At 69.9% G+C, this 20,518-nt stretch carries 17 protein-coding genes; 6 read left to right on the top strand and 11 right to left on the bottom strand.

The features are described from left to right. Position 1 precedes the first annotated feature (1 nt). From mtrA to ACXIZN_RS40100, 3 genes are all read right to left on the bottom strand, one after another. Entirely contained in the window at positions 2-679 is a 678-nt protein-coding gene (gene mtrA, locus ACXIZN_RS40110) for an MtrAB system response regulator MtrA (RefSeq protein WP_005150760.1), read from the bottom strand. Positions 680-902: 223 nt separating this feature from the next. Then, positions 903-2,039: an NAD(P)/FAD-dependent oxidoreductase gene (locus ACXIZN_RS40105; protein WP_457959963.1), complete on the bottom strand. Its 1,137-nt coding sequence runs from the start codon at positions 2,037-2,039 to the stop codon at positions 903-905. Continuing rightward, positions 2,036-2,353: a bifunctional 3-phenylpropionate/cinnamic acid dioxygenase ferredoxin subunit gene (locus tag ACXIZN_RS40100; RefSeq protein WP_457959962.1), complete on the bottom strand. Its 318-nt coding sequence runs from the start codon at positions 2,351-2,353 to the stop codon at positions 2,036-2,038. Before ACXIZN_RS40100 ends, ACXIZN_RS40105 begins: the two co-directional genes overlap by 4 nt. Positions 2,354-2,506: 153 nt before the next feature. Here ACXIZN_RS40100 and ACXIZN_RS40095 point away from each other — a divergent pair, with 153 nt between their 5' ends. The 4 genes from ACXIZN_RS40095 to ACXIZN_RS40080 all read left to right on the top strand — a co-directional run bounded on the left by ACXIZN_RS40095 (position 2,507) and on the right by ACXIZN_RS40080 (position 8,134). Then, a complete protein-coding gene (locus ACXIZN_RS40095) occupies positions 2,507-3,292 on the top strand; it encodes an IclR family transcriptional regulator (RefSeq protein ID WP_457959961.1) in 786 nt (261 codons plus the stop codon). Positions 3,293-3,450: 158 nt separating this feature from the next. Next, positions 3,451-5,889, top strand: a complete 2,439-nt coding sequence (locus tag ACXIZN_RS40090; protein WP_457959960.1) for a GcvT family protein — start codon at positions 3,451-3,453, stop codon at positions 5,887-5,889. Then, positions 5,886-7,025 carry an N-methyl-L-tryptophan oxidase gene (gene solA / locus ACXIZN_RS40085; protein ID WP_457959959.1) on the top strand — a complete coding sequence of 380 codons (1,140 nt, stop codon included), beginning with the start codon at positions 5,886-5,888 and terminating at the stop codon, positions 7,023-7,025. The genes ACXIZN_RS40090 and solA overlap by 4 nt, the downstream gene beginning before the upstream one ends. Continuing rightward, positions 7,022-8,134 (top strand): aromatic ring-hydroxylating oxygenase subunit alpha, encoded by a 1,113-nt coding sequence (locus ACXIZN_RS40080; protein ID WP_457959957.1) that lies wholly within the window; start codon positions 7,022-7,024, stop codon positions 8,132-8,134. Before solA ends, ACXIZN_RS40080 begins: the two co-directional genes overlap by 4 nt. Positions 8,135-8,164: 30 nt before the next feature. Here ACXIZN_RS40080 and ACXIZN_RS40075 read toward each other — a convergent pair whose 3' ends face one another. The 3 genes from ACXIZN_RS40075 to ACXIZN_RS40065 all read right to left on the bottom strand — a co-directional run bounded on the left by ACXIZN_RS40075 (position 8,165) and on the right by ACXIZN_RS40065 (position 10,215). Further along, the gene (locus tag ACXIZN_RS40075) at positions 8,165-8,797 is read right to left on the bottom strand and encodes a dTMP kinase (protein ID WP_457960724.1); all 633 of its coding nucleotides are present in this window, start codon (positions 8,795-8,797) and stop codon (positions 8,165-8,167) included. Between the two features lie 84 nt (positions 8,798-8,881). Then, the gene (locus ACXIZN_RS40070; RefSeq protein ID WP_457959956.1) at positions 8,882-9,649 is read right to left on the bottom strand and encodes a hypothetical protein; all 768 of its coding nucleotides are present in this window, start codon (positions 9,647-9,649) and stop codon (positions 8,882-8,884) included. Then, on the bottom strand, positions 9,646-10,215 hold the full coding sequence (locus tag ACXIZN_RS40065; protein WP_457960723.1) for a papain-like cysteine protease family protein: 570 nt from the start codon (positions 10,213-10,215) through the stop codon (positions 9,646-9,648). The genes ACXIZN_RS40070 and ACXIZN_RS40065 overlap by 4 nt, the downstream gene beginning before the upstream one ends. Positions 10,216-10,465: 250 nt before the next feature. Between ACXIZN_RS40065 and ACXIZN_RS40060 the strand changes: the two genes are divergently transcribed. After that, positions 10,466-11,500, top strand: a complete 1,035-nt coding sequence (locus tag ACXIZN_RS40060; RefSeq protein WP_192743391.1) for a hypothetical protein — start codon at positions 10,466-10,468, stop codon at positions 11,498-11,500. A gap of 331 nt (positions 11,501-11,831) precedes the next feature. On the opposite strand, the gene ACXIZN_RS40055 is transcribed toward ACXIZN_RS40060, so the two are convergent. From ACXIZN_RS40055 to ACXIZN_RS40045, 3 genes are all read right to left on the bottom strand, one after another. Continuing rightward, entirely contained in the window at positions 11,832-12,536 is a 705-nt protein-coding gene (locus ACXIZN_RS40055) for an LPXTG cell wall anchor domain-containing protein (RefSeq protein WP_457959955.1), read from the bottom strand. 226 nt (positions 12,537-12,762) lie between these two features. Next, on the bottom strand, positions 12,763-14,283 hold the full coding sequence (locus ACXIZN_RS40050) for an amino acid permease (RefSeq protein ID WP_457959953.1): 1,521 nt from the start codon (positions 14,281-14,283) through the stop codon (positions 12,763-12,765). A gap of 141 nt (positions 14,284-14,424) precedes the next feature. Beyond that, positions 14,425-15,339, bottom strand: coding sequence for a cation diffusion facilitator family transporter (locus ACXIZN_RS40045; protein WP_457959952.1), 915 nt, complete (start codon positions 15,337-15,339; stop codon positions 14,425-14,427). Between the two features lie 143 nt (positions 15,340-15,482). Here ACXIZN_RS40045 and ACXIZN_RS40040 point away from each other — a divergent pair, with 143 nt between their 5' ends. Continuing rightward, a complete protein-coding gene (locus tag ACXIZN_RS40040) occupies positions 15,483-18,482 on the top strand; it encodes a BTAD domain-containing putative transcriptional regulator (RefSeq protein WP_457959951.1) in 3,000 nt (999 codons plus the stop codon). Between the two features lie 58 nt (positions 18,483-18,540). Here the strand turns inward: ACXIZN_RS40040 and ACXIZN_RS40035 are convergent, their stop codons facing one another. Both ACXIZN_RS40035 and manA read right to left on the bottom strand, forming a co-directional pair. Then, the gene (locus ACXIZN_RS40035; RefSeq protein WP_457959950.1) at positions 18,541-19,044 is read right to left on the bottom strand and encodes a hypothetical protein; all 504 of its coding nucleotides are present in this window, start codon (positions 19,042-19,044) and stop codon (positions 18,541-18,543) included. A gap of 191 nt (positions 19,045-19,235) precedes the next feature. Further along, positions 19,236-20,459, bottom strand: coding sequence for a mannose-6-phosphate isomerase, class I (gene manA / locus ACXIZN_RS40030; RefSeq protein ID WP_457960722.1), 1,224 nt, complete (start codon positions 20,457-20,459; stop codon positions 19,236-19,238). Positions 20,460-20,518: the final 59 nt, after the last annotated feature.

Raw genomic sequence — 20,518 nt, 5'->3', positions numbered from 1 at the left:
ATCACGGCGGGCCGGCCTTGTACCCGACACCGCGAACGGTCAACACCACCTCGGGGTGTTCCGGGTCCTTCTCCACCTTCGAACGCAGCCGCTGGACGTGCACGTTCACCAGCCGGGTGTCGGCGGCGTGGCGATACCCCCACACCTGCTCGAGGAGCACCTCGCGGGTGAACACCTGCCGCGGTTTGCGGGCGAGCGCGACCAGCAGGTCGAACTCGAGCGGGGTCAGCGGGATGGCCTTCCCCTCGCGCGTCACCTCGTGGCCGGGGACGTCGATCGCGAGGTCGCCGATCGTCAGCGACTCGGCGGGCTCGGCCTCGGTGCGGCGCATCCTGGCGCGGACGCGGGCCACGAGCTCCTTCGGCTTGAAGGGCTTGACCACGTAGTCGTCGGCCCCCGACTCGAGCCCGAGGACGATGTCCACGGTGTCGCTCTTGGCGGTGAGCATCACGATCGGCACGCCGGACTCGGCCCGGATCGCCTTGCAGACGTCGATGCCGTTCATCCCGGGCAGCATGAGGTCGAGGAGGACCAGATCCGGTTTCAGCTCACGAAGCGCGGGCAGCGCCCGTGAGCCGTCGGCCACGACGGCTGTGTCGAACCCCTCCCCACGCAGCACGATGGTGAGCATCTCCGCGAGAGCAGGGTCGTCGTCGACGACCAGAACACGTGCCTTCATAAACCTATGTTCGCACTAGTTTCCCCGCGCGAGCGCGCGACCCGGCGATGTGACCACCAGAAAGATCATCGAATCGGGCAAATTGCTCCATCCGAGTAGGGTCTTCGGGCCCTGGAGCCTGTTGGCGGAGCTGGGGATGTACTCGGAAACCGACCGACGCGTGCCGGCAGGCCAGGCGGCATCCTGCCGACGTCGATCGCGGACGCGGGTTCACCATCAGACGCTAGAGCGCACGTCGGAGCCTGGTGAACGGCCGTGGCGAGTCGATCGCGAACACCCCGGTCAGGACGTCTCCGCGGTGATAGGTCGCGACGAACCGCTTCGCAGCCACGTCACCTTCGGCGATCCGCACGTCTTCCGTGGCCACTCCGGCGAATTGGAGCCGCCGACCGTACTGATCGGACCAGAAGTAACCGTGCCGGGCGAAATGCGTGACGGTCGAGCCGGCGAGCAGATTCCCGACCGCGACGCCCGGCTGTTCCGTGGCCGCCGTCCAATGCTCGGCGCGGACCCTCCCGCCGCGCAGGGGGCAGCGGTACCGCGCGACGTCACCCACCGCGACCACTCGGGGATTCGCTGTGACACAGCCGGAATCGACCAGCACCCCGTCGTCGACGGCGAGCCCGGAGCCGGTCAGCCATTCGGTGGCCGGCCGCGCCCCCACTCCGGCGACGACGAGATCGACGGGGAGTTCGCGGCCGTCGGCGAGCCGCACACCGGTGACCCGGCCGCCACCGGCGAACCCGGCGACGGGGACGCCCGCGATCAGGCGGACGTCGTTCTCGGCGTGCAGTTCCCCGCACACCGCGCCCATCCGCGCGCCGAGGACGCCGGCGAGCGGCACGGGCATCGCCTCGATCACGGTGACCTCGTGCCCGAGCAGGCGGCACGCGGACGCGACCTCCGCGCCGATGAATCCCGCGCCGATGACGACGACCGCGGAAGGCCCCGCGGCGAGAGCGCGTTTCAGCGCGACCGCGTCGTCGAGCGTCCGCAGAGTGTGGACGCCGGACAGATTCCTTGCCGCGTCGAGGGTTCTGGCCACCGCACCGGTCGCGAGGACGTAGCCGTCGGCGGCGATCGTGGTGCCGTCGCCGAGCGTCACGCCCTCGTGGCCGAACTTTTCGGCGCGGACACCGAGATGCCATTCCGCGTCCAGCGCGTCGAGATCGTCCTGCCCGGCGAGCGCGACGTCCTCGGCGGAAACCTTGCCCAGCAAGAAATCCTTCGACAACGGCGGCCGGTCGTACGGCGGTTCGGCGCCGATCATCACCAGCCGCCCGTCGAAACCCCGCCCGCGCAACTCCTGCGCCGCGCGAAGTCCAGCCAGGGAGGTGCCGACGACGGCGACCGATCTCAAGCCACTTCCCGGCGCGCCTCGGTGTCCACATAGATCACGCCGTCCGCGATCACGACCGGGTACGTGCGCACGGGGTTCTTGGCCGGCAGGCAGTCCGGGGCGCCGGTCCGCAGGTCGAACCGCGCGGCGTGCAACGGGCATTCGACGTAGCAGCCCTCGATCCAGCCGTCCGCGAGCGACGCGTCCTGATGGCTGCACGTGTCGTCGATGGCGTAATAGGCGCCCTCGGAATGGAAGACCGAGACCGGAACGGGGCCCGGCAGGCGGAGGGCTTCGCCTTCGGGCAGTTCGGAGACGGAGCAGGCACGGATCATCGGGGCCTCCGGGGAAAGGACCGACGGTTTGTTGATGTTGCGTATTACGAGACGGGACGTGCTCTGCGCAACAATCACCCCCGAGGGGCCGGTACGTCAAGGGATTCGCCCACTCAGCCGAGCGGATCCGGGCGAAACGGCTACTGTTGCGTCATGCGGAACCAGGACGCGGGGAACGCAACGCCCAGTCAGGTGCAGTCCGTCGACCGCGCGATCAGCGTGCTGGAACTGCTGGCGCGCAACGGGGAAACCGGTATCACCGAGATCGCGGGCGAACTCGGCGTGCACAAGTCGACGGCGTCGCGCCTGCTGAGCGTCCTGGAGAACCGCGGCCTCGTCGAGCAGCTCGGCGAACGCGGGAAATACGCGATCGGCTTCGGCGTCGTCCGGCTCGCCGGCGCCGCCACCGGCCGGATGGACCTGGCGAAACTGGGCAGGCGGACCTGTCAGGGCCTGGCGGAGACGCTCGGCGAGACGGTCAACATCGCGATCGCCGACGACGGCGTCGCGATCAACGTCAGCCAGGCCCGCGGCTCGGCCGCGATCACCACCCAGAACTGGACCGGGCAGCGCACTCCCCTGCACGCGACGTCCAGCGGGAAGGTGCTGCTCGCGTACATGGGCGACGTCGAGCGCAAACGTTTGCTCCGGCGGAAGCTCGAACGGTTCACCCCACGGACCACGGTCGATCCCGACGAGCTGGCCACCGAGCTGGAGCGGGTCGCCGAGGACGGGTACGCGGCCTGCTTCGAGGAGCTGGAGCTGGGGATGCACGCGGTCGCGGTGCCGGTGCACGGTCCCGGCGGCGACGTCGTCGCGGCGATGAGCGCTTCCGGCCCGTCGTACCGGCTTTCGAAACAGCGGGTGCGGCAGATCGTGCGGCCGCTGACCGAGGCGTCGGCCGATCTTTCGGCACAGCTGGGGTACTTCACCGAGTGAAGAGGCCGACCTTTTCGGGCTCTTGACAGCGCGCCCGCACGTGCCGCACTTTGTTGCTGAAGACGGAACAACGTGCCTCATCCGCAACAGCGCCTGTCACCCCGATGCCCGGTTGTCCTTTGTGGACTCTCCAGGGCGGGCAGGAGGTACCCCGAACCATGCCCCCAGTACCCCGCGTCGTCGTGATCGGCGCCGGCATCGTCGGCTGCGCGCTCGCCGACGAGCTCACCGAACGAGGGTGGACCGACCTCACCGTGCTGGACCAGGGCGACCTGTTCACCACCGGCGGGTCGAGTTCGCATGCCCCCGGCCTGGTCTTCCAGACCAACTCCTGCCGCACGATGACCGAGTTCGCCCGGTACACCGTCGCGAAGTACGGCGCGCTCGACCTCGACGGGAACCCGTGTTTCCGGCCCGTCGGCGGGCTGGAGGTGGCCACGACGCCGGAGCGCCTCGCCGATCTCAAACGGCGGCACGGCTGGGCCACCGCGTCCGGCGTCGAGAGCAGGCTCGTCGAGCCGGACGAATGCGCCGCGCTGCATCCGCTGCTCGATCCGGCCAAGGTGCTCGGCGGGTTCCACATCCCCTCCGACGGCCTGGCCAAACCCCTGCGCGCCGCCGAGGCGCAGGCCCGCCGCGCGATCGGTCGCGGCGCGAAGTTCCTCGCGCGCCAGAAGGTCGTCGGCGTCGAACGGTCGGGGGGCCGCGTCACCGGCGTCACCACCGAGACGGGGAGTTTCCGCGCGGACATCGTGCTCTCGTGCGCCGGGATGTGGGGACCGCTGCTCGGCGAACTGGTGTACCTCGCGATCCCGCTGGTCCCGATGGCGCACCAGTACGCGCGCACCAGCCCGCTGCCGTCTCTCGCCGGCGTCACCGAGGAGGCCACCCGGCCGATCCTGCGGCACCAGGACGCCGACCTCTACTTCCGCGAGCACGTCGACCGGATCGGCATCGGAGCTTACGGGCACCGGCCGATGCCGTTGCCTCCCCACGAGATCGGCACCGGCGAGGGGATGCCGTCGGAACTCGCGTTCACCCCCGCGGATTTCGAGCCGTCCTGGGCCGCCGCCGTCGACCTGCTGCCGTCACTGGGCGACACCAAGGTCGAGGAAGGCATCAACGGCCTGTTCTCCTTCACCCCGGACGGCATGCCGTTGCTGGGCGAACACCCGGAACTCGAAGGATTCTGGGTCGCCGAAGCCGTGTGGATCACGCATTCGGCCGGGGTCGCGCGAGCCATGGCGCGATGGCTCGTCGACGGGCAGCCCGGCGTGGATCTGCACGGCTGCGACCTCGCCCGCTTCGAGCGGGTGCAGCTCTCCCCGGAGTACGTCATGGCACGCAGCTGCCAGAGCTTCGCCGAGGTCTACGACGTCGTCCATCCCTTGCAGCCCATGGAAGAACCGCGGCCACTGCGCACGAGTCCCTTCCACGAAAGGCAGCAGGAGCTCGGCGCGTTCTTCCTCGAAGCGAGCGGCTGGGAACGTCCGCACTGGTACGAGGCGAACGCGGACCTCGCGGAGGTCGATCTCGTCCCGGGGCGCAACGACTGGGCCGCGCGGTACTGGTCGCCGATCGGTGGCGCCGAAGCGCTGGTCGCGCGGCAGCGGGTCGCGATGTTCGACATGACGTCGCTGAAGCGGGTGGAGGTCACCGGCCCCGGCGCGTTGCCGTTCCTGCAGACGATGACCACGAACCAGCTCGACAAGAAACCCGGTTCGGTCACCTACACCCTGCTGCTCGACGAGGACGGCGGCGTGCGCAGCGACCTGACCGTCGCCCGGCTCGGCGCCGAACGGTTCCAGGTCGGCCTCAACAGCGCCATCGACATCGACTGGCTGCGACGGCATCTCCCCGGCGACGGCGCCGCCCAGATCCACGAGACCACGCCGGGCACCTGCTGTATCGGGCTCTGGGGCCCGCTCGCCAGGGCTGTGCTCCAACCACTGTCCACAACGGACTTCTCGCACAAGGCGATGGGGTACTTCAAGACGAAGCAGGCATACGTCGGCCTGGTGCCGGTGACCGCGATGCGACTGTCCTATGTGGGCGAACTCGGCTGGGAGCTGTACACGAGCGCGGACCTCGGCCGGCGGCTGTGGGACACGCTCTGGGAAGCCGGACAGGCACACGGGATCATCGCCGCCGGCCGGGACGCCTTCTCCAGCATGCGGCTGGAGAAGGGATACCGGCTATGGGGAACGGACGTCACCGCCGAGCACGATCCGTACGAGGCCGGGCTCGGTTTCGCCGTACGGATGGACAAGGGCTACTTCATCGGCCGGGACGCACTTGCCGGGCGCTCGGAGGAAACGGTGACCAGGAAGCTGACCTGTCTCACCGTCGACGATCCGTACTCGGTCGTGCTCGGCAAGGAACCGGTGTTCGCCGACGGCCGTCCCGCCGGGTACGTCACGAGCGCCGCGTACGGCTACACCATCGGCAAGAACATCGCGTACGCCTGGCTCCCGGTCGAGTTCACCCAGCCGGGCAGGCCGCTGGAGATCGAGTACTTCGGCGAGCGGATCCCCGCCGTCGTCGCGCGTGAACCGTTGTTCGACCCCGGCATGGACCGGATCAGGAGCGCCGCATGAGCCATTACGACGTCATCGTCATCGGCCTCGGCGGGATGGGCAGCGCCGCCGCGTACCGGCTCGCCCGGCGAGGGCGGCGCGTGCTGGGGATCGACCGGTTCGCGCCGGTGCACAACCTCGGGTCCAGCCACGGCGGCTCGCGGATCACCCGGCAGGCGTACTTCGAGGATCCCGCGTACGTCCCGCTCCTGCTGCGGGCGCACGAGCTGTGGGACGGGATCGAACGCGACTCCGGCCGGAAGATCTTCACCCGGTGCGGCGGGATCATGCTCGGCGGCCCCGAGTCCCGGACCGTGGCGGGGAGCCTGGCCAGCGCCCGGAAATGGGACCTGCCACACGAGCTGCTGGACGCGGCGGAGATCCGGCGCCGGTTCCCGACGATGAACCCGGACGCCCACGAGATCGCGCTGTACGAGGAGAACGCCGGCTTCGTCGTGCCGGAAAGCAGTGTGGCCGCGCATCTCCAGCTCGCCGCGCGGGCCGGGGCGGAACTGCACCACGAAGAGAAGGTCCTTTCGTGGCGGGAGACTTCCACCGGTGTCCGGGTGGGGACGTCGCAGAACTTCTACACGGCGGACCAGCTCGTGGTCTGTCCCGGCGCCTGGGCACCGGACCTGCTTACCGAACTCGGGATCGAATTCACCATCGAACGGCAGGTCCAGTATTGGTTCGCGCCGTCGGGCGGGGCGGAGCCGTTCCGCGCGCATCCGATCTACGTCTGGGAAGGCGAGAACGGGCGCCAGTTCTACGGATTCCCTTCGCATGACGACACGGGGAGCGTGAAGGTCGCGTTCTTCCGCGGCGGCCGGACCTGTACGCCGGAGACCATCGACCGGACGGTGCGTCCCGAGGAGGTCGAAGAGATCTCGGAGTTCGTCGGGCGGAAGATGCCGTCCCTGCCCGGCGCTTTCCTGCGCGGGGCGACCTGCATGTACACGAACACGCCCGACGAACACTTCGTCATCTCCCGGCATCCCGCGCACGACCGCGTGGTGGTCGCCTGCGGGTTCTCCGGGCACGGCTTCAAATTCGTCCCGGTGGTCGGTGAGATCCTCGCCGACCTGGTCGTGGACGGCACGACAACGCATCCGATCGCCCTGTTCGATCCCGCCCGGTTCGCCGGAGTCCCGAGATGACGAGCCTCATCCCGACGCTGGGCGGCGGCTACTACACCGATCCCGCGATCTTCGCGGCCGAGCAGGAGAAGATCTTCGAACGCCAGTGGTTCTGCGCGGTCCGGTCGGCGGATCTGCCGTCGGCGGGCGACTTCCGGACCGTCCGGATCGGACGGGAAAGCGTGCTGGTCAGCCGGGGCCGGGACGGCGGACTGCGGGCGTTCCTCAACGTCTGCCGCCATCGCGGCGCGCGGCTGTGCACCGAGGAGTCGGGGACGGTCAAACGCACGTTCCAGTGTCCGTACCACGCGTGGACGTACGGGCTCGACGGCAGGCTGATCGCCGCACCGAATCTGGCGAACCTGCCCGACATCGACCGCTCCGAGTACGGGCTCCACACCGTGCGCCTGCGGGAATGGCTGGGTTACTCGTGGGTCTGCCTCGCCGCGGATCCGCCGTCGTTCGAGGACGGCGTCGAAGGCGCGGTGCGGGAACGGCTGGGCGATCTGGAATCGATCGAGCGGTACCGCCTCGGCGAGCTGTCGGTCGGGCGCCGGATCACCTACGACGTCAAGGCGAACTGGAAACTGATCGTCGAGAACTTCATGGAGTGCTACCACTGCGCGACCATCCACCCCGAGCTGACCGAGGTGCTGCCGGAATTCGCCGACGGGTACGCGGCGCAGTACTACGTCGGGCACGGCGCCGAATTCGGCGAGGCCGTGGACGGCTTCACCATCGACGGCACGACGGGCTTCGACCGGCTCGACGGCGTCGCGAACGAACAGGACAGGCGGTACTACGCGATCACCATCCGGCCGCAGGTGTTCGTGAACCTGGTGCCCGACCACGTGATCTTCCACCGGATGTACCCGCTCGCGCCGGACCGGACGGTCGTCGAATGCGACTGGCTCTATTCCGAAGACGTCGTGGCGTCGGGGCGGGACGTGTCTCGGTCGGTCGAGTTGTTCCACCGCGTCAACGAACAGGATTTCGACGCCTGCGAACGCTGCCAGCCCGCGATGGCGTCCCGCGCCTACCGCGGCGGCGGGGTGCTGATGCCGTCCGAGCACCACATCGGCGAGTTCCACACCTGGCTGCTCACGCATTTAGAGGACGAAACGCGGTAGTTGCGCGACGCAAGGACCGCGTCCAGAGGACTAAGTGCGGAGGAGGGTGGTCGCGAGAGCCGGGGTGTCGACGCCGGCGACGCCGTCGAGGACGTGCCAGGGCGCGAGCCAGCCCGTGGCGGCGAGCTCGTCGTAGACCACCGAGCACCGCTTCTGGAGCGCGTCGTCGGTCTCGAAGGAATCCCGCGCGCGGCCGGCGTCGCTCTCCGCGCGGCGCTGCGCGCGGTCGGCGGCGACGTCGGCGGTGACCCGGAGCAGCAGATGCGCGACGGGCACCGGCAGGCCGAACCGGTCGATCTCCAGCTCCTTGAGCCAGCGCACGAACTCGCCGTCCGCGCCCTGGTGGAGCCGGGCGGCGCCGTACGCCGCGTTCGACGCGACGTACCGGTCGAGCAGCACGACGTCGTGGTCGCCGAGACGGGCGCGGATCTCGTCCGCCTCGCCGCGCCGGTCGAGCGCGTAGAGCATCGCCATGCCGTAGACGGAGTCGGCGAGGTCGCCGTGGCCGCGGTGGAGCGCTTCCTTCACGAGGTCGGCGTGCACGCTTTCGCCGTAGCGCGGGAACGCGATGGACGTGACGCTCGCCCCGGCCGCGTTCAGCGCGCCGGTCAGCGCGTCGGCGAGGGTGCGCTTGCCCGCGCCGTCCAGACCTTCGATCACCACGAGTCGTCCCACGGGCACTACTTTAAGGCGCCGTGGTCGACCGGCGGGCCAGACGGGTCAGCTCACGCCCGGCCCACCGGTCCGCTAGGGGACGCGCCTCTTCGAGTGCAGGAAGAAGCCGGCGACACCGATGAGGAGCAGGCCGCCGAAGATCAGCAGCGGCACGAAACCGGTGTCCTGCGCGTCGGGCGCGGGGCCGCCGTCGCCGCGGGGCATCACCTGGGCGTTGTAGCCGCCGGCCTTGCCCTCCTGGGCGTACGGCGAGTTCGCGAGCATCGCGCCGTACCGGCCCGAGACGGTCTTCTGGTACTCCGCGAGCGTGGCCGAGGCACCGCTCGCGGAACCGCTGGCACCTGAGTCGAGCAGGGTCACCCGCCCGTCGCGCAGCGCGTACCAGGCGTCGACCTGGGGTTCGTGGAGCAGCGTCGCGCCGGCGGGCAGCCTCCTGGCCAGCACGCTTTCCCGGTCGCCCGACGCGATGTTGCCGACGCGCCAGACGCCGTCGTCGCCGCGGACCGACCAGACGGTCGCGGTCCTTCCGTCGGACGCCGTCACCGGCACCGCGACGTAGGCGAGCCGCCCAGCGACCGCGCCGTCACCGGCGACGAAATCCCTCGAAAGCTCGTAAACCGGGAAGGATTCGTCGACGACACTCACCGACGGCGTAGCGCCCGAACCACCCGTCTGTGTGAAGAAGCGACCGATTTCGGCACGCAGCGTGGGGTCGTCGGCGGCCGCCTTCGCGGCGGCGAGATCTTCACCGGACAGGTGATCCGCGCGCGCTCCGGGCGCCGAGACCAGCAGCGCGACCGCGACCAGCCCGGCCAGCCCGAGCAACTTCCGCGCGCTCATCGCCGGATCCCGGTGAGCGTGTGGGTCCAGGTGAAGGACTTGTTGGCCGAGTAGAAGTCGTAGGTCGACCAGTTGTGGCGGTTGCCGGTGGGCAGTGGATCCCCCCACGAGATCCACTTCCGCCCGGCGTCGTGGCCGTAGAGGACGTGCATGTGGCCGCCGCCCGAGGCCCAGCCGACCCGCGTCTGGACGGGCTTGCCGTCGCCGGTCTGGGCCTGGACGGCGGCGTAGGGGATGCGGCCCTTGAGGTACTTCCCCGGGGCCGAGAAGCCGAGTTTGCCGAAGGCGCGCCGGACGTCGCCCAGCGTTCCCGGCTCGTCGGCGCACTCCCGGCGGCGCTCGTCGTGGGCGATCCGGCAGAATTCGTTCTGAGTGACGGTCACGCCGTGGTGTGCCGCGATGGTGTTGCCGGAAGCCACCCAGCACCACTGGGACTTCTCCTGCGCCTGCATGGCGATGGGGTTCTGGCGGGCGGGTGCCGAGGGCAGCGCGCTCGCCGGGGTCTGGATCGCCAGCCACGCCACGAGACTCGCGGCGCCGGCGGCGCAAAACCTCCTCGAGAACACAGGCACGACGGGCCTCCTGGTCACCATGGCGAACCAATGTGGTCACAACGGTGAACAGCAGGCTCACACAGAGCAAGATGGGCACTCGGCGGAACGGACCGTTCCGGGGCGTTTCCACACCCCGGAACGGTCACTCTTCCGGGGTCAACCACCCCGAACGGGGGACGTAGTGTTCACAGTGCGCTGCTAACGTGAACGTTCCGCGGTGTTCACGCTCAGCGCACACACTGGTCTGGTGAAGGGACGAGCGGTGACACGAGACGGTGCCGATACGTTCTCGGCGGGGAAGCTCGCCTCGAACGATGACACCCCGACGATCATCGACGGCACGCGCCGTCAGCCGCTCGAAGCCTTGCCCAAAGAACTCGTCGAGGCCCTCCGCAGCGGCGAATTCCACCACGCGCTCCGCCAGGCGATCGCCTACCGGGGCCTGTCCCTAGCCCGGCTCCGCGCCCACCTCGGGCTCCGCGGCGTCCAAATCGGACAGTCGACGTTGAGCTACTGGCAGCGCGGATTGCGCCAGCCGGAGGTGCCCAAGGCGCTCCCCGCGGTGCGCGCGCTGGAATCGGTGCTGCAACTGCCCGCGGACGCGCTCGTCGTGCTGATCGGGCCGCGGACCGCGCGGGCGCGCGGGCACCAGATGGCCGCGTCGTTCCACGACATCCGGTCCGGCGACATGGGCTCGATCGTCGACCAGCTGCTGGCCGAGCTGGGCGCGTACCCGTCGTCCAACCGCTACAACGCCGACCTCGAGATGCTCTCGGTGCACGACACGATCACCTTCGACGCCGCGCACCGGCAGGTCGGCCTGCAGACCCGGCTGGTGTGCCGGGCCCGGCGGCACGGCCCGGACCGGTACGTCACCGTCTACAACGGCGACCCCGGCTGCAACATCGCCGACGTCGAGCTGATCACCGCCGAAGGCTGCCGGGTCGGCCGGATCCGGCGCAACGCCGGGGCCGAGACGATGGCCACCGAACTGCTCTTCGACCGGAAGCTCGCCGAGGGCGAGATCCACGTGTTCTGTTTCGAGGTCCGCGACGACTCCGGCACCGCGTCACCCGGGTACTTCCGGATGCTGCGGGATCAGTGCTCCAGCTACCTGGTGCAGCTGAAGTTCGCGCTCGGCGCGCTGCCCGCCCGCTGCACGCGGCAGTTCCGGACGCGCGACGACGCCGTGCCCGTCGAGTCCGAGGAGCTGCCGCTCGACATGGGCGGCGTGACCAGCGGTTTCTTCAGCGACGCCGGTCCGGGGCTGGCCGGCATCGAGGTCGAGTGGCGCTAGCGCGTGCAATGAACAAGCACCAGCAGTCACAGCGGCGCGTGAAGGCCGGCAGGGGCTCGTGAGTGGTAAGGATGGCTGGGGTCAAGAGGTCTTAGGTACCTACTGATCGCCCCCTGAGTCCGTGAAGGCCTCCTTGCCTACCCTGAAGGTAGGCAAGGAGGCCTTCACGGANTGCTGTGGGCCGGTGGCCTGCTGGTCCTGGCCGGTGCCGGCGTCCTGGTCCTGCTGCGCGTGCGCCGCAAGGCCAACTGAAGCTAGCTGGTCGCGCGTGAAGGCCCCCTTCCCTCGGCTGAGCCGAGGGAAGGGGGCCTTCACGCGCGACCAGCTAGCTTCAGTTGGCCTTGCGGCGCACGCGCAGCAGGACCAGGACGCCGGCACCGGCCAGGACCAGCAGGCCACCGGCCCACAGCAGCCAGGCGTTGTCGAAACCGGTGTCCGCGAGGCCGCCACCGTTGCCGCCGTTACCGCCGACGTTCGGGGCGGGAACCGCGGTGCTCGACGGAGCGGAGGTCTCCGACGGCTTCTCCGTGGTGGTGGTCGGCGCGGTCGTCGGCGGCTTGGCCGTCGTCGTCTTCGTCGGCTCGCTCGGCTTCGTCGGCTCGGTCGGCTTGGTCTTCTTCTCGCCACAGGCGAACCAGTGGCTGATGTCGGCCTGCTTGCCGCCGCCGTTCATCGGCGAGCGCAGCTTCTCCCACGGCGGGGTCTTGGCGAGACCGCGCTTGCCGGGCTCGTAGATGTTGTAGCCGTCGCCGCCCTTGACGACGATCGCGGTGACGGTGACGCCCTCGCCGACCGCGGTGATGTTGAGGTACTTGTCCTTCTCCGTGCCACCGGTGAAGGTCAGGTCCTTCGTCGAGATCTCGGTGCCCGGCAGCTTCGCCTTCTCACAGGTGCTGACGTTCTTCGGCGTCGGGATGGCGCGGGGGTCGTCGGTGTGGCACGCGAGCGCGGTGCCCGTCACGCCGAGCAGGGCGGCGGTCGCCAGCGCGACGACGGTGACAGCGGAGCGGACACGCCGTCCGGAAATGATCTGCATTCAGAGCTCTCCTGTACCGATCGGGGGACAAACGAGAGAAAGCGCGGTTGCCTCTTCTGAGGGACGAAGGTCAACTCGCGGTGCTTCTACACGAGTCCCGTTCACCCGACGGGGTGAGGCAAGAGCCCGGACGTTAGCGCACACCGATTTCACACCGTGAATCGGGGTCCCCGACGAAACGGCCCACCATCCACAAAGGAATGGTGGGCCGCCGAAACGAGAATGATCAGTCCGAAACGGACGTCGGCACCTCGCCCTTGTTCTGCTTGCCGAGCAGGGAACGGCGGCGGCTGTAGGCGAAGTAGATGACGACGCCCAGCGCCATCCAGGCCAGGAAGCGCAGCCACGTGAGCACCGTCAGGTTCAGCATCAGCCACAGGCAGGCGACGATCGCCAGGATCGGGATCACCGGGACCCACGGCACGCGGAAGGCGCGGGGCAGATCGGGCCGGGTCTTGCGCAGCACCAGCACGCCCGCCGAGACCAGAACGAAGGCGAACAGTGTCCCGACGTTGACCATTTCCTCGAGTTTGTCCGCCGGGAAGAACGTCGCCGCGACCGCGACCAGTCCGCCGACGACGATGGTCGCGCGCTTCGGGGTCCCGTTCGAGCCGGTCTTCGCCAGGCCGCGCGGCATCAGGCCGTCACGCGACATCGCGAAGATGATCCGGATCTGGCCGAGCATCAGCACCATGACGACGGTGGTCAGACCGGCGAGGGCACCGATGGAGATGATGTTGGCCGCCCAGTCGACACCGTTGGCCGCGAACGCGGACGCGAGCGTCTTCTTGCCGCCGTCACCCGCCGTGGTGGCGAGATCCTTGTAGTTCACCATGCCGACGACCACGAGCGACACGGCGACGTACAGCACCGTGACGATGGCGAGCGAGCCGAAGATGCCGCGGGGGACGGCCTTCTGCGGGTTGCGGGTCTCCTCGGCGGTGGTCGCGACGATGTCGAACCCGATGAACGCGAAGAAGACCAGCGACGCGGCGGCCAGCAGGCCGAAGACGCCGAACGCGCTGCTGCCGCCACCGGCGATCAGCGAGAACAGCGACTGGTCGACACCGGTCGACGCCGATTCCCCGGCGGGCTGGGCGTCCGGGATGAACGGCGTGTAGTTCGACCCCTTGATGTAGAAGATGCCCAGCACGATCACGAACAGCACCACCGCGACCTTGATCCCGGTGATCACCATGGAGAACCGCGAAGACAGCTTCGTGCCGACGGCGAGCAGCGTCGCGAGCACCAGCACCACGAGCAGGGCGCCCCAGTCGACCGGGATCGGGCCGAGCTCGAACGTCGTCTTCGTGCCCTTGCCGAAGATGTAGGAGAGCACGGTTTCGAGGTAGGCGGACCAGCCCTTCGACACCGCGGCCGCGCCGACGGCGAGCTCCAGGATGAGGTCCCAGCCGATGATCCACGCCATGAACTCGCCGAACGTGGCGTAGGAGAACGTGTACGCGCTCCCGGCCACCGGGACGGTCGACGCGAATTCCGCGTAACAGAGGGCGGCCAGCGCACACGCGATGGCCGCGAACACGAACGCGAGCGAGACCGACGGCCCCGCGAAGTCGCCGGCCGTGCGCGCGGTGAGGGTGAAGATACCGGCGCCGATGACGACGGCGACACCGAAGACGGTCAGATCCCACGCGCTCAGGTTCCGCCTGAGCTTGGTCCCCGGCTCGTCGGTGTCCGCGATGGACTGCTCGATGGACTTCGTACGCCACAGACCGTTTCCGGGCACCCTTGACCTCCTACACCTGACTGCGGTTCAACGGACCCTATCGCCCGGTCGTGACGGCAGCGCGGTGGGAGAGCAACGAAGTACCCGGAGGTCGTGGCGGTGATCGGCGCGGTACGGAGAGTTGCTCCGGACGGAGGCCGCTCAGGCCAGCGCGCGGTCCAGGTCCGGCTCCAAATAGATCAGCTTCGCCGTGGGCACCTTCGCCCGCACACGCGATTCGGCGTCGTCGATGGCCTGCGCGATGTCCGCGGTCTCCAGCCCCGGCACCAGCGCGAGTTTCGCGGCCACCAGCATCTCGTCCGGGCCGATGTACAGCGTCCGGATGTGGATGACCCGCTCGACCTTGCCCGCGGCGAGCTCGTCGACGATCACGTCGAGGTCGGACTCGGAGGCGCCTTCACCGATCAGCAGGCTCTTCATCTCGATGATCAGGATGATCGCGATGACACCGAGCAGCACACCGATCGTCACGGTGCCGATGCCGTCCCACACCGGGTTCCCGGTGACGACCGACAGCCCGACCCCGCCCAGCGCGAACACCAGCCCGAACAGCGCGCCCGCGTCCTCCAGCAGGACCACCGGCAGCTCGGGCGTCTTGGCCTGGCGGATGAAGGCCCACCAGCCCGCGTCGCCCTTGATCTTCTTCGATTCCTGGATCGCGGTGTAGAAGCTGTAGCACTCCAGCCCGATCGCGACCACGAGGATGCCGACCGCCACCAGCGGCGAGGTCAGCTCCTCGGGATGCGAGATCTTGTGGATGCCCTCGTACAGCGCGAACACCGAGCCGAGGCTGAAGAGCATCAGCGCGACGATGAACGAGTAGAAGTACCGGTCCCGCCCGAAACCGAACGGGTGGGTGCGGGTCGCCTTGCGCCGCGAGGTCTTCTGGCCGAGCAGCAGGAGCCCCTGGTTCGAGGTGTCCGCGAGCGAGTGCACGGACTCCGCCAGCATCGAGGACGACCCCGTGATGAGGAAGCCGGTGAACTTCGCGGCCGCGATTCCGGCGTTCGCCACGAGCGCGGCGATGATCGCCTTGGTTCCGCCACCTGCAGACACGTGCAACTCCCCAATGGTGTCCCGATATGCCGGGTTCGAAGGCTAGCAGTGCAGATGAGCCCGTACACGGCGGGCGGGACAGGTCACAGAATTGTCGGGGCCCCTCGCTAGTCTCGCCCCTCTCATGACCTGGGGAGGTGCCCGTGCCGCGATTCGGCGTGCTCGGACCGTTGACGATCGAGAGCCCGCCCGGGCGGCGCACGACGCCGCGCGGCGAGCACCAGCGCGCCCTGCTGGCCGTCCTGCTGCTGAACGCGAACTCGTCCGTCCCGGCCGACGCGCTGGTCGAGACCCTCTGGCCGGACACGCCACCGAAGTCGTACTCCTCGAATCTGCACACGTACGTCTCGCGCCTGCGGGCCCGGTTCGATGGCCTGGAGATCGAGCGGGATCCGCACGGTTACCGGCTGGTGGTCGAGCCCGCAGACCTCGATCTGCTGTCCTTCCGCGAAGCCGCCGCGGCGGGGAAGGCGGCGGCGCGGGCGGGCGATCCGGCGGCCGCTGCCGGGCACTACCGCCGGGCGCTGGCGGAATGGCGCGGCCCGGTCCTTTCCGGACTGCACATCCCCCGGCTCGACGCGGACATCGCCCGGCTCGAGTCGGAGCGGCTCGCCGCCTTCGAAGACTGTGTGGACGCCGAACTGTCCGACGGCAGGCACGGCGAGCTCACCGGCGAGCTCCAGGCGATGATCACCGAGCATCCGCTGCGCGAGCGGCTGGCGGCGCAGCTGATGATCGCGCTGCACCGCGCCGGACGGCAGGCCGATTCGCTGGCCGTCCACCGCGATCTGCGCGCCACGCTCGTCGAGGAGCTCGGCGTGGAGCCCGGCGCCGAGGTCCGCCGGGTGCACGCCGCCGTGTTGCGCGGCGAAGACCCGGCGCCGTCGGCCAAGGCGGCGCCGGTCTTCCCGATCTGCCAGCTGCCGCCGGACATCGCGGATCTCGCGGGCCGCGAGAACGAGATCGCGAAGCTCTCCGCACTGCTCGGCGAATCCACCGGTGTCCCGGTCGCGGTGATCACCGGCGAACCGGGGGCCGGCAAGTCGACGCTCGCGGTCAGCACCGCGCACCGGCTCCGCCGGTCCTTTCCGGACGGTCAGCTGTTCGTCCCGCTGGCGGGCGCCTCCGACCCTCGCGAACTCGCCGACGTCCTCGGCGACCTGCTGCGCGCGCTCGGCGTCACCGGTCCGGCCATCCCGGACGACGTCGAGGCCAGGGCGGCGGTCTATCGCGGCCGCCTCGCCGATCGGCGGGTCCTCGTGGTGCTCGACGACGCCGCGAGCCCCGAGCAGGTTCGCGCGCTGCTGCCGGGAACGCCGGGCAGTGCGGTGCTGATCACCAGCAGGCGTCGGCTTTCCGGGCTCGCGGGGGCGGATCGGCTGCATCTCGCGCCGCTGTCCGGCACCGAGGCGATGGCCCTGCTGGCGCGGCTGGCCGGGCCGGACCGGGTCGGTGCCGAACGCGCGGACGCGGAACGCATCGCCAAGGCCTGCGGCAATCTCCCGCTGGCGTTGCGGATCGCCGGCAGCAGGCTCGCGATGCGGCCCGGTCTGCCGCTCGGGAAGCTCGCCGGGAAACTGGAGGACGAGGTCTCGCGCCTGGACGAGCTCCAGGTCAGCGATCTCCAGGTCCGCGGAAGTATCGCGTTGAGCTATGAGGCGCTGAGCCCGGCGGCGCGGCGCGCGTTCCGGCTGATCGGCCGCTGCCGCACCCTCGACCTGCCCGCTTGGGCGGTGTCGACGCTGATCGACGACGAAGGCGCCGACGAGGCCATCGATGAGCTCGTCGAGGCCAGCTTGCTGGAAGCCACCGGTCTCGATCCGACGGGCGAGCAGCGGTTCCGCGTCCACGATCTCGTGCGCGTGTTCGCCACGGAACTCGGCCGGGCGCTGGAGACACGCGCCGAGCGGGTGGCGACGGTCGCGAAGGTGTCGGACGCGGCGTTGTGCCTCGCCGACACGGCTGCCCGCCGCCTGCCGAGGACGGTGCCGATGCCGTTGTCGGATCACGACGTGCCCGCGCAGCCGTTGGCCGGCGAGCTGGTCGAGCGGCTGCTGCGCGACCCCGGCACCTGGTTCTCCGTGGAGCGGGCCAACCTGGTCGCCGCCGTCTCCTCGCTGTGCGCCGTCGGCTGGCGGCGGAAAGCGTTGCGGATACTCGAAAGGCTGAGCGCGTACCTGTACCTGCACAGTCATTACACCGACATGCGGACCGCGTACGAGGCCTTGCGCGACGCCGCCCGTGAGGCGGGCGACCGGCACATCGTGGTCATCGCCGAGGCCAACCTGGCGGTCCTGCTGCACGTTCGCGGCGAGTACGAGCTCGCCGCCGAGGGCTACCGCGAATGTTCGAAGGAATTGGCGGAGCTGGGCGACATTTCCGCGCAGGCGTGGGTCGAGACGAACCTGGCGCGCTGCCTCGTCGGGCTCGGCAGGGCCGGCGAATCCCTGCACGCCGCGACCCAGGCCCGCGAACTGTCCACTGTGGAGGAAAGCGGCGCGTACGCACGGCAGGCGGAATCCGCGGCGCTGCATCGGCTCGGCAAGATCTCCGAGGCACTGGAGATCGACAGGAGCAGCCTCGCGGACGCGCGCGAACGCGGCGACGAACGTCAGCTCGGTGTTGCCCTGCAAGGACTCTCGTGGTCGTTGATGCTCGACGGCCGCCCGGAGGAGGCCCTGGAGACGATCGAGGAATCGGTCCGGGTGCTGCGCCGGACGACGGCGAAATCGGCGCTGGCGAAGTCGTTGCGCACCCAGGGCGCCATCCTCGCGGGCGCCGGACGGCGGGACGGCGCGGTGAAGGCCTACGAACACGCACGGCGGCTGGCGGGAGCGCTCGAAGAACGGCCGAGAGAGCTTTCCTGCACGCGCGCGATAGCCGCGAGCTGGATCGGCGACGGGCACGCCGATCGCGCGATTCCCGTGCTGCGCCAATGCCTCGACGAATTCCGCGCCATGGGCGGGAAACCCGCGACGGCCCTCACCCTGCACGTGTTGCGCAGGGCGTACGAGGCCGTCGGGGAGACGAAGGCGGCCGAGGCGGCGGGCGAAGAGGCGAAGCGATTGGAAGTCCCCCACGACGCCAACGCTTCGGCCCTCGTCCGGTTGCTGTTGTCGCTCACCGAACCCGCCCCGGCCTGACCGGGTGGTGCCCGACCCCTCAGACGGGCACCACCCGGAAGTCACCATCGGCCGCGGATCACCCGAACCGTGGTTCGCGGCGTCCGGCGGAGAACCAGGCCAGCACGATCACCAGCACGCCGTTGGCCGCGGCGTCCCACACCGGTGGAGTGGCGGGCCCGAGACGCGCGACCGCGAACACGTTGATCAGCCCGGCGACGGTCAGCATCACGCGCACCGGTTGGGTGCCCGACACCACCAGCGCGGCCGTGAGCAGCACCTGCGCGCCGAGCGAGACGAGCACGACCAGCGGAAGGTTCAGCCTGCCCTCCGCGCCGGCGGCGAGGCCGTGCAGGCCCGAGCCCGCGGCCTTGACGGACTCGATCGTCTCGCCCGCCAACCCCGCCAGCGCCTGCGCGGAGCCGACCAGGTCCTGGCCGCTCGGCAGCGGGAGCACCAGGTCGACGACCGGGACGAGCACGGTCACCACGGCGGCTCCGAGCGCGGCGAGCAGGACGGTGGGGCGCGCGGAGACCGGCACCCGGAAAGCGCGTCCGCTCGCCGTGTCGGGATGGGAAGTCACTACTGCTGCTCCTTGGCTATCGACATCCGGGACGAGCCGACGCCAAGCGCCGGGTCACCCCTTCGGGCGATAGTTGCGGAAGCCACCACACGGAACGCACACACTTCGGCCAAGCCCCCACGCGTTCAGTCCTCTGGATGCGGTCCTTGCGCGCGCAAGGACCGCATCCAGAGGACTAAACGCGGAAGGGGTCAGCAGGTGCCGGCGGTGGCCCGGAACACCTGGGTGCGCTCGCCGGACAGCGGGCGCACCCGGACGGCGGGGTCGGCGGCCGGGAGCCACACCGACTGGCCGCGGCGGAGTTCGACCTGCTCGCCGTCGTCGGCGGTCACCAGCAGGCTCCCCGCGGTGCACAGCAGGATCTGCGGGCCGACGTCGTGGACGGCGACCTCGCCGCCGTCCCCGGCCTCCCATTCGATCCGCGACAGCTCGAACTCGGGCGCGTCGGTGCGGTACACCGACATGCGGTCCTCACGTTCGCCGCTCTGGACCGGCATCTCGCCGCACGCGAAGTCGACGACGCGCAGCAGCTCCGGCACGTCGACGTGCTTCGGGGTCAGCCCGCAGCGCAGGATGTTGTCCGAGTTCGCCAGGATTTCGACGGCGGTGCCGTGCAGGTACAGGTGCAGGTTCCCGGCGGGCAGGTAGATCGCCTCGCCCGCGCTGAGGGTGAGCCGGTTGAGCAGCAGCGCCGCGAGCACCCCCGCGTCCCGGGGATGCGACTCGCCGAGCTCCAGGATGGTGCGGCATTCGACGTCGAACTCGCCGCGTTCCTGGACGTGCTTCACACACGAGTCGAGGACCTCGGGCAGCAGTTCGTCGAGCGCCGCCTGCGGCAGGGTGATCCAGGTGGTGAACAGCGCCCGCAGCCCGGCCGGATCCGGCTGGGCCTCCAGCAGCACCGCGTACTTCGCCAGCCCGGGCGTCTCGATCGCCTTCAGCAGCGAGATCGTGCGCTCCGGGTCGCGGAAGCCCGCCAGCGCGTGGAACTCCGTCAGCGCGCAGACGAGTTCCGGCTTCGCCGTCGGATCCGGGTAGTTGCGGTTCGAGGCGTCGCGAGGGATCCCCGCCGACTCCTCGCGCGCGTAACCCTCCGCCGCCTGCGCGGCCGACGGGTGCGCCTGCATCGAAAGCGGCTCTTCGGCGGCGAGGATCTTCAGCAGGAACGGCAGCCTGCCGCCCCAGCGGCCGGCGCAGGTCGTGCCGAGCTGGCCGACCGGATCGGCTTCGACGAGCTCCAGCAGGCTCCGCTCGGTACCGTCCGGGCCGATGACGTGGGACGGGTCGCCGGGGTGGGCGCCCATCCACAGTTCCGCCTCCGGATGCGGCGCCGGCACCGGGCGCCCCAGCAGCTCGGGGATCGTCGTTCTCGACCCCCACGCGTAGGGCCGCACGGCATTGCGCAGCAGCTCCACTGTCACCTCAACTCCTCGCCGGGCACGGGTGGTGCCGGCCCTCATTGCTTACGTCGCGC

Source organism: Amycolatopsis sp. TRM77291 (assembly GCF_054166285.1).
The sequence above is the reverse complement of the archived record's forward strand: the minus strand, read 5'-3'. Positions and strand labels throughout refer to the sequence as shown.

What these genes read in the sequence shown, in the direction of transcription:
- mtrA (WP_005150760.1), bottom strand. Translation starts at nt 679, where the DNA reads ATGAAGGCACGTGTTCTGGTCGTCGACGACGACCCTGCTCTCGCGGAG.
- ACXIZN_RS40100 (WP_457959962.1), bottom strand. Translation starts at nt 2,353, where the DNA reads ATGATCCGTGCCTGCTCCGTCTCCGAACTGCCCGAAGGCGAAGCCCTC.
- ACXIZN_RS40095 (WP_457959961.1), top strand. Translation starts at nt 2,507, where the DNA reads ATGCGGAACCAGGACGCGGGGAACGCAACGCCCAGTCAGGTGCAGTCC.
- ACXIZN_RS40090 (WP_457959960.1), top strand. Translation starts at nt 3,451, where the DNA reads ATGCCCCCAGTACCCCGCGTCGTCGTGATCGGCGCCGGCATCGTCGGC.
- solA (WP_457959959.1), top strand. Translation starts at nt 5,886, where the DNA reads ATGAGCCATTACGACGTCATCGTCATCGGCCTCGGCGGGATGGGCAGC.
- ACXIZN_RS40080 (WP_457959957.1), top strand. Translation starts at nt 7,022, where the DNA reads ATGACGAGCCTCATCCCGACGCTGGGCGGCGGCTACTACACCGATCCC.
- ACXIZN_RS40070 (WP_457959956.1), bottom strand. Translation starts at nt 9,649, where the DNA reads ATGAGCGCGCGGAAGTTGCTCGGGCTGGCCGGGCTGGTCGCGGTCGCG.
- ACXIZN_RS40055 (WP_457959955.1), bottom strand. Translation starts at nt 12,536, where the DNA reads ATGCAGATCATTTCCGGACGGCGTGTCCGCTCCGCTGTCACCGTCGTC.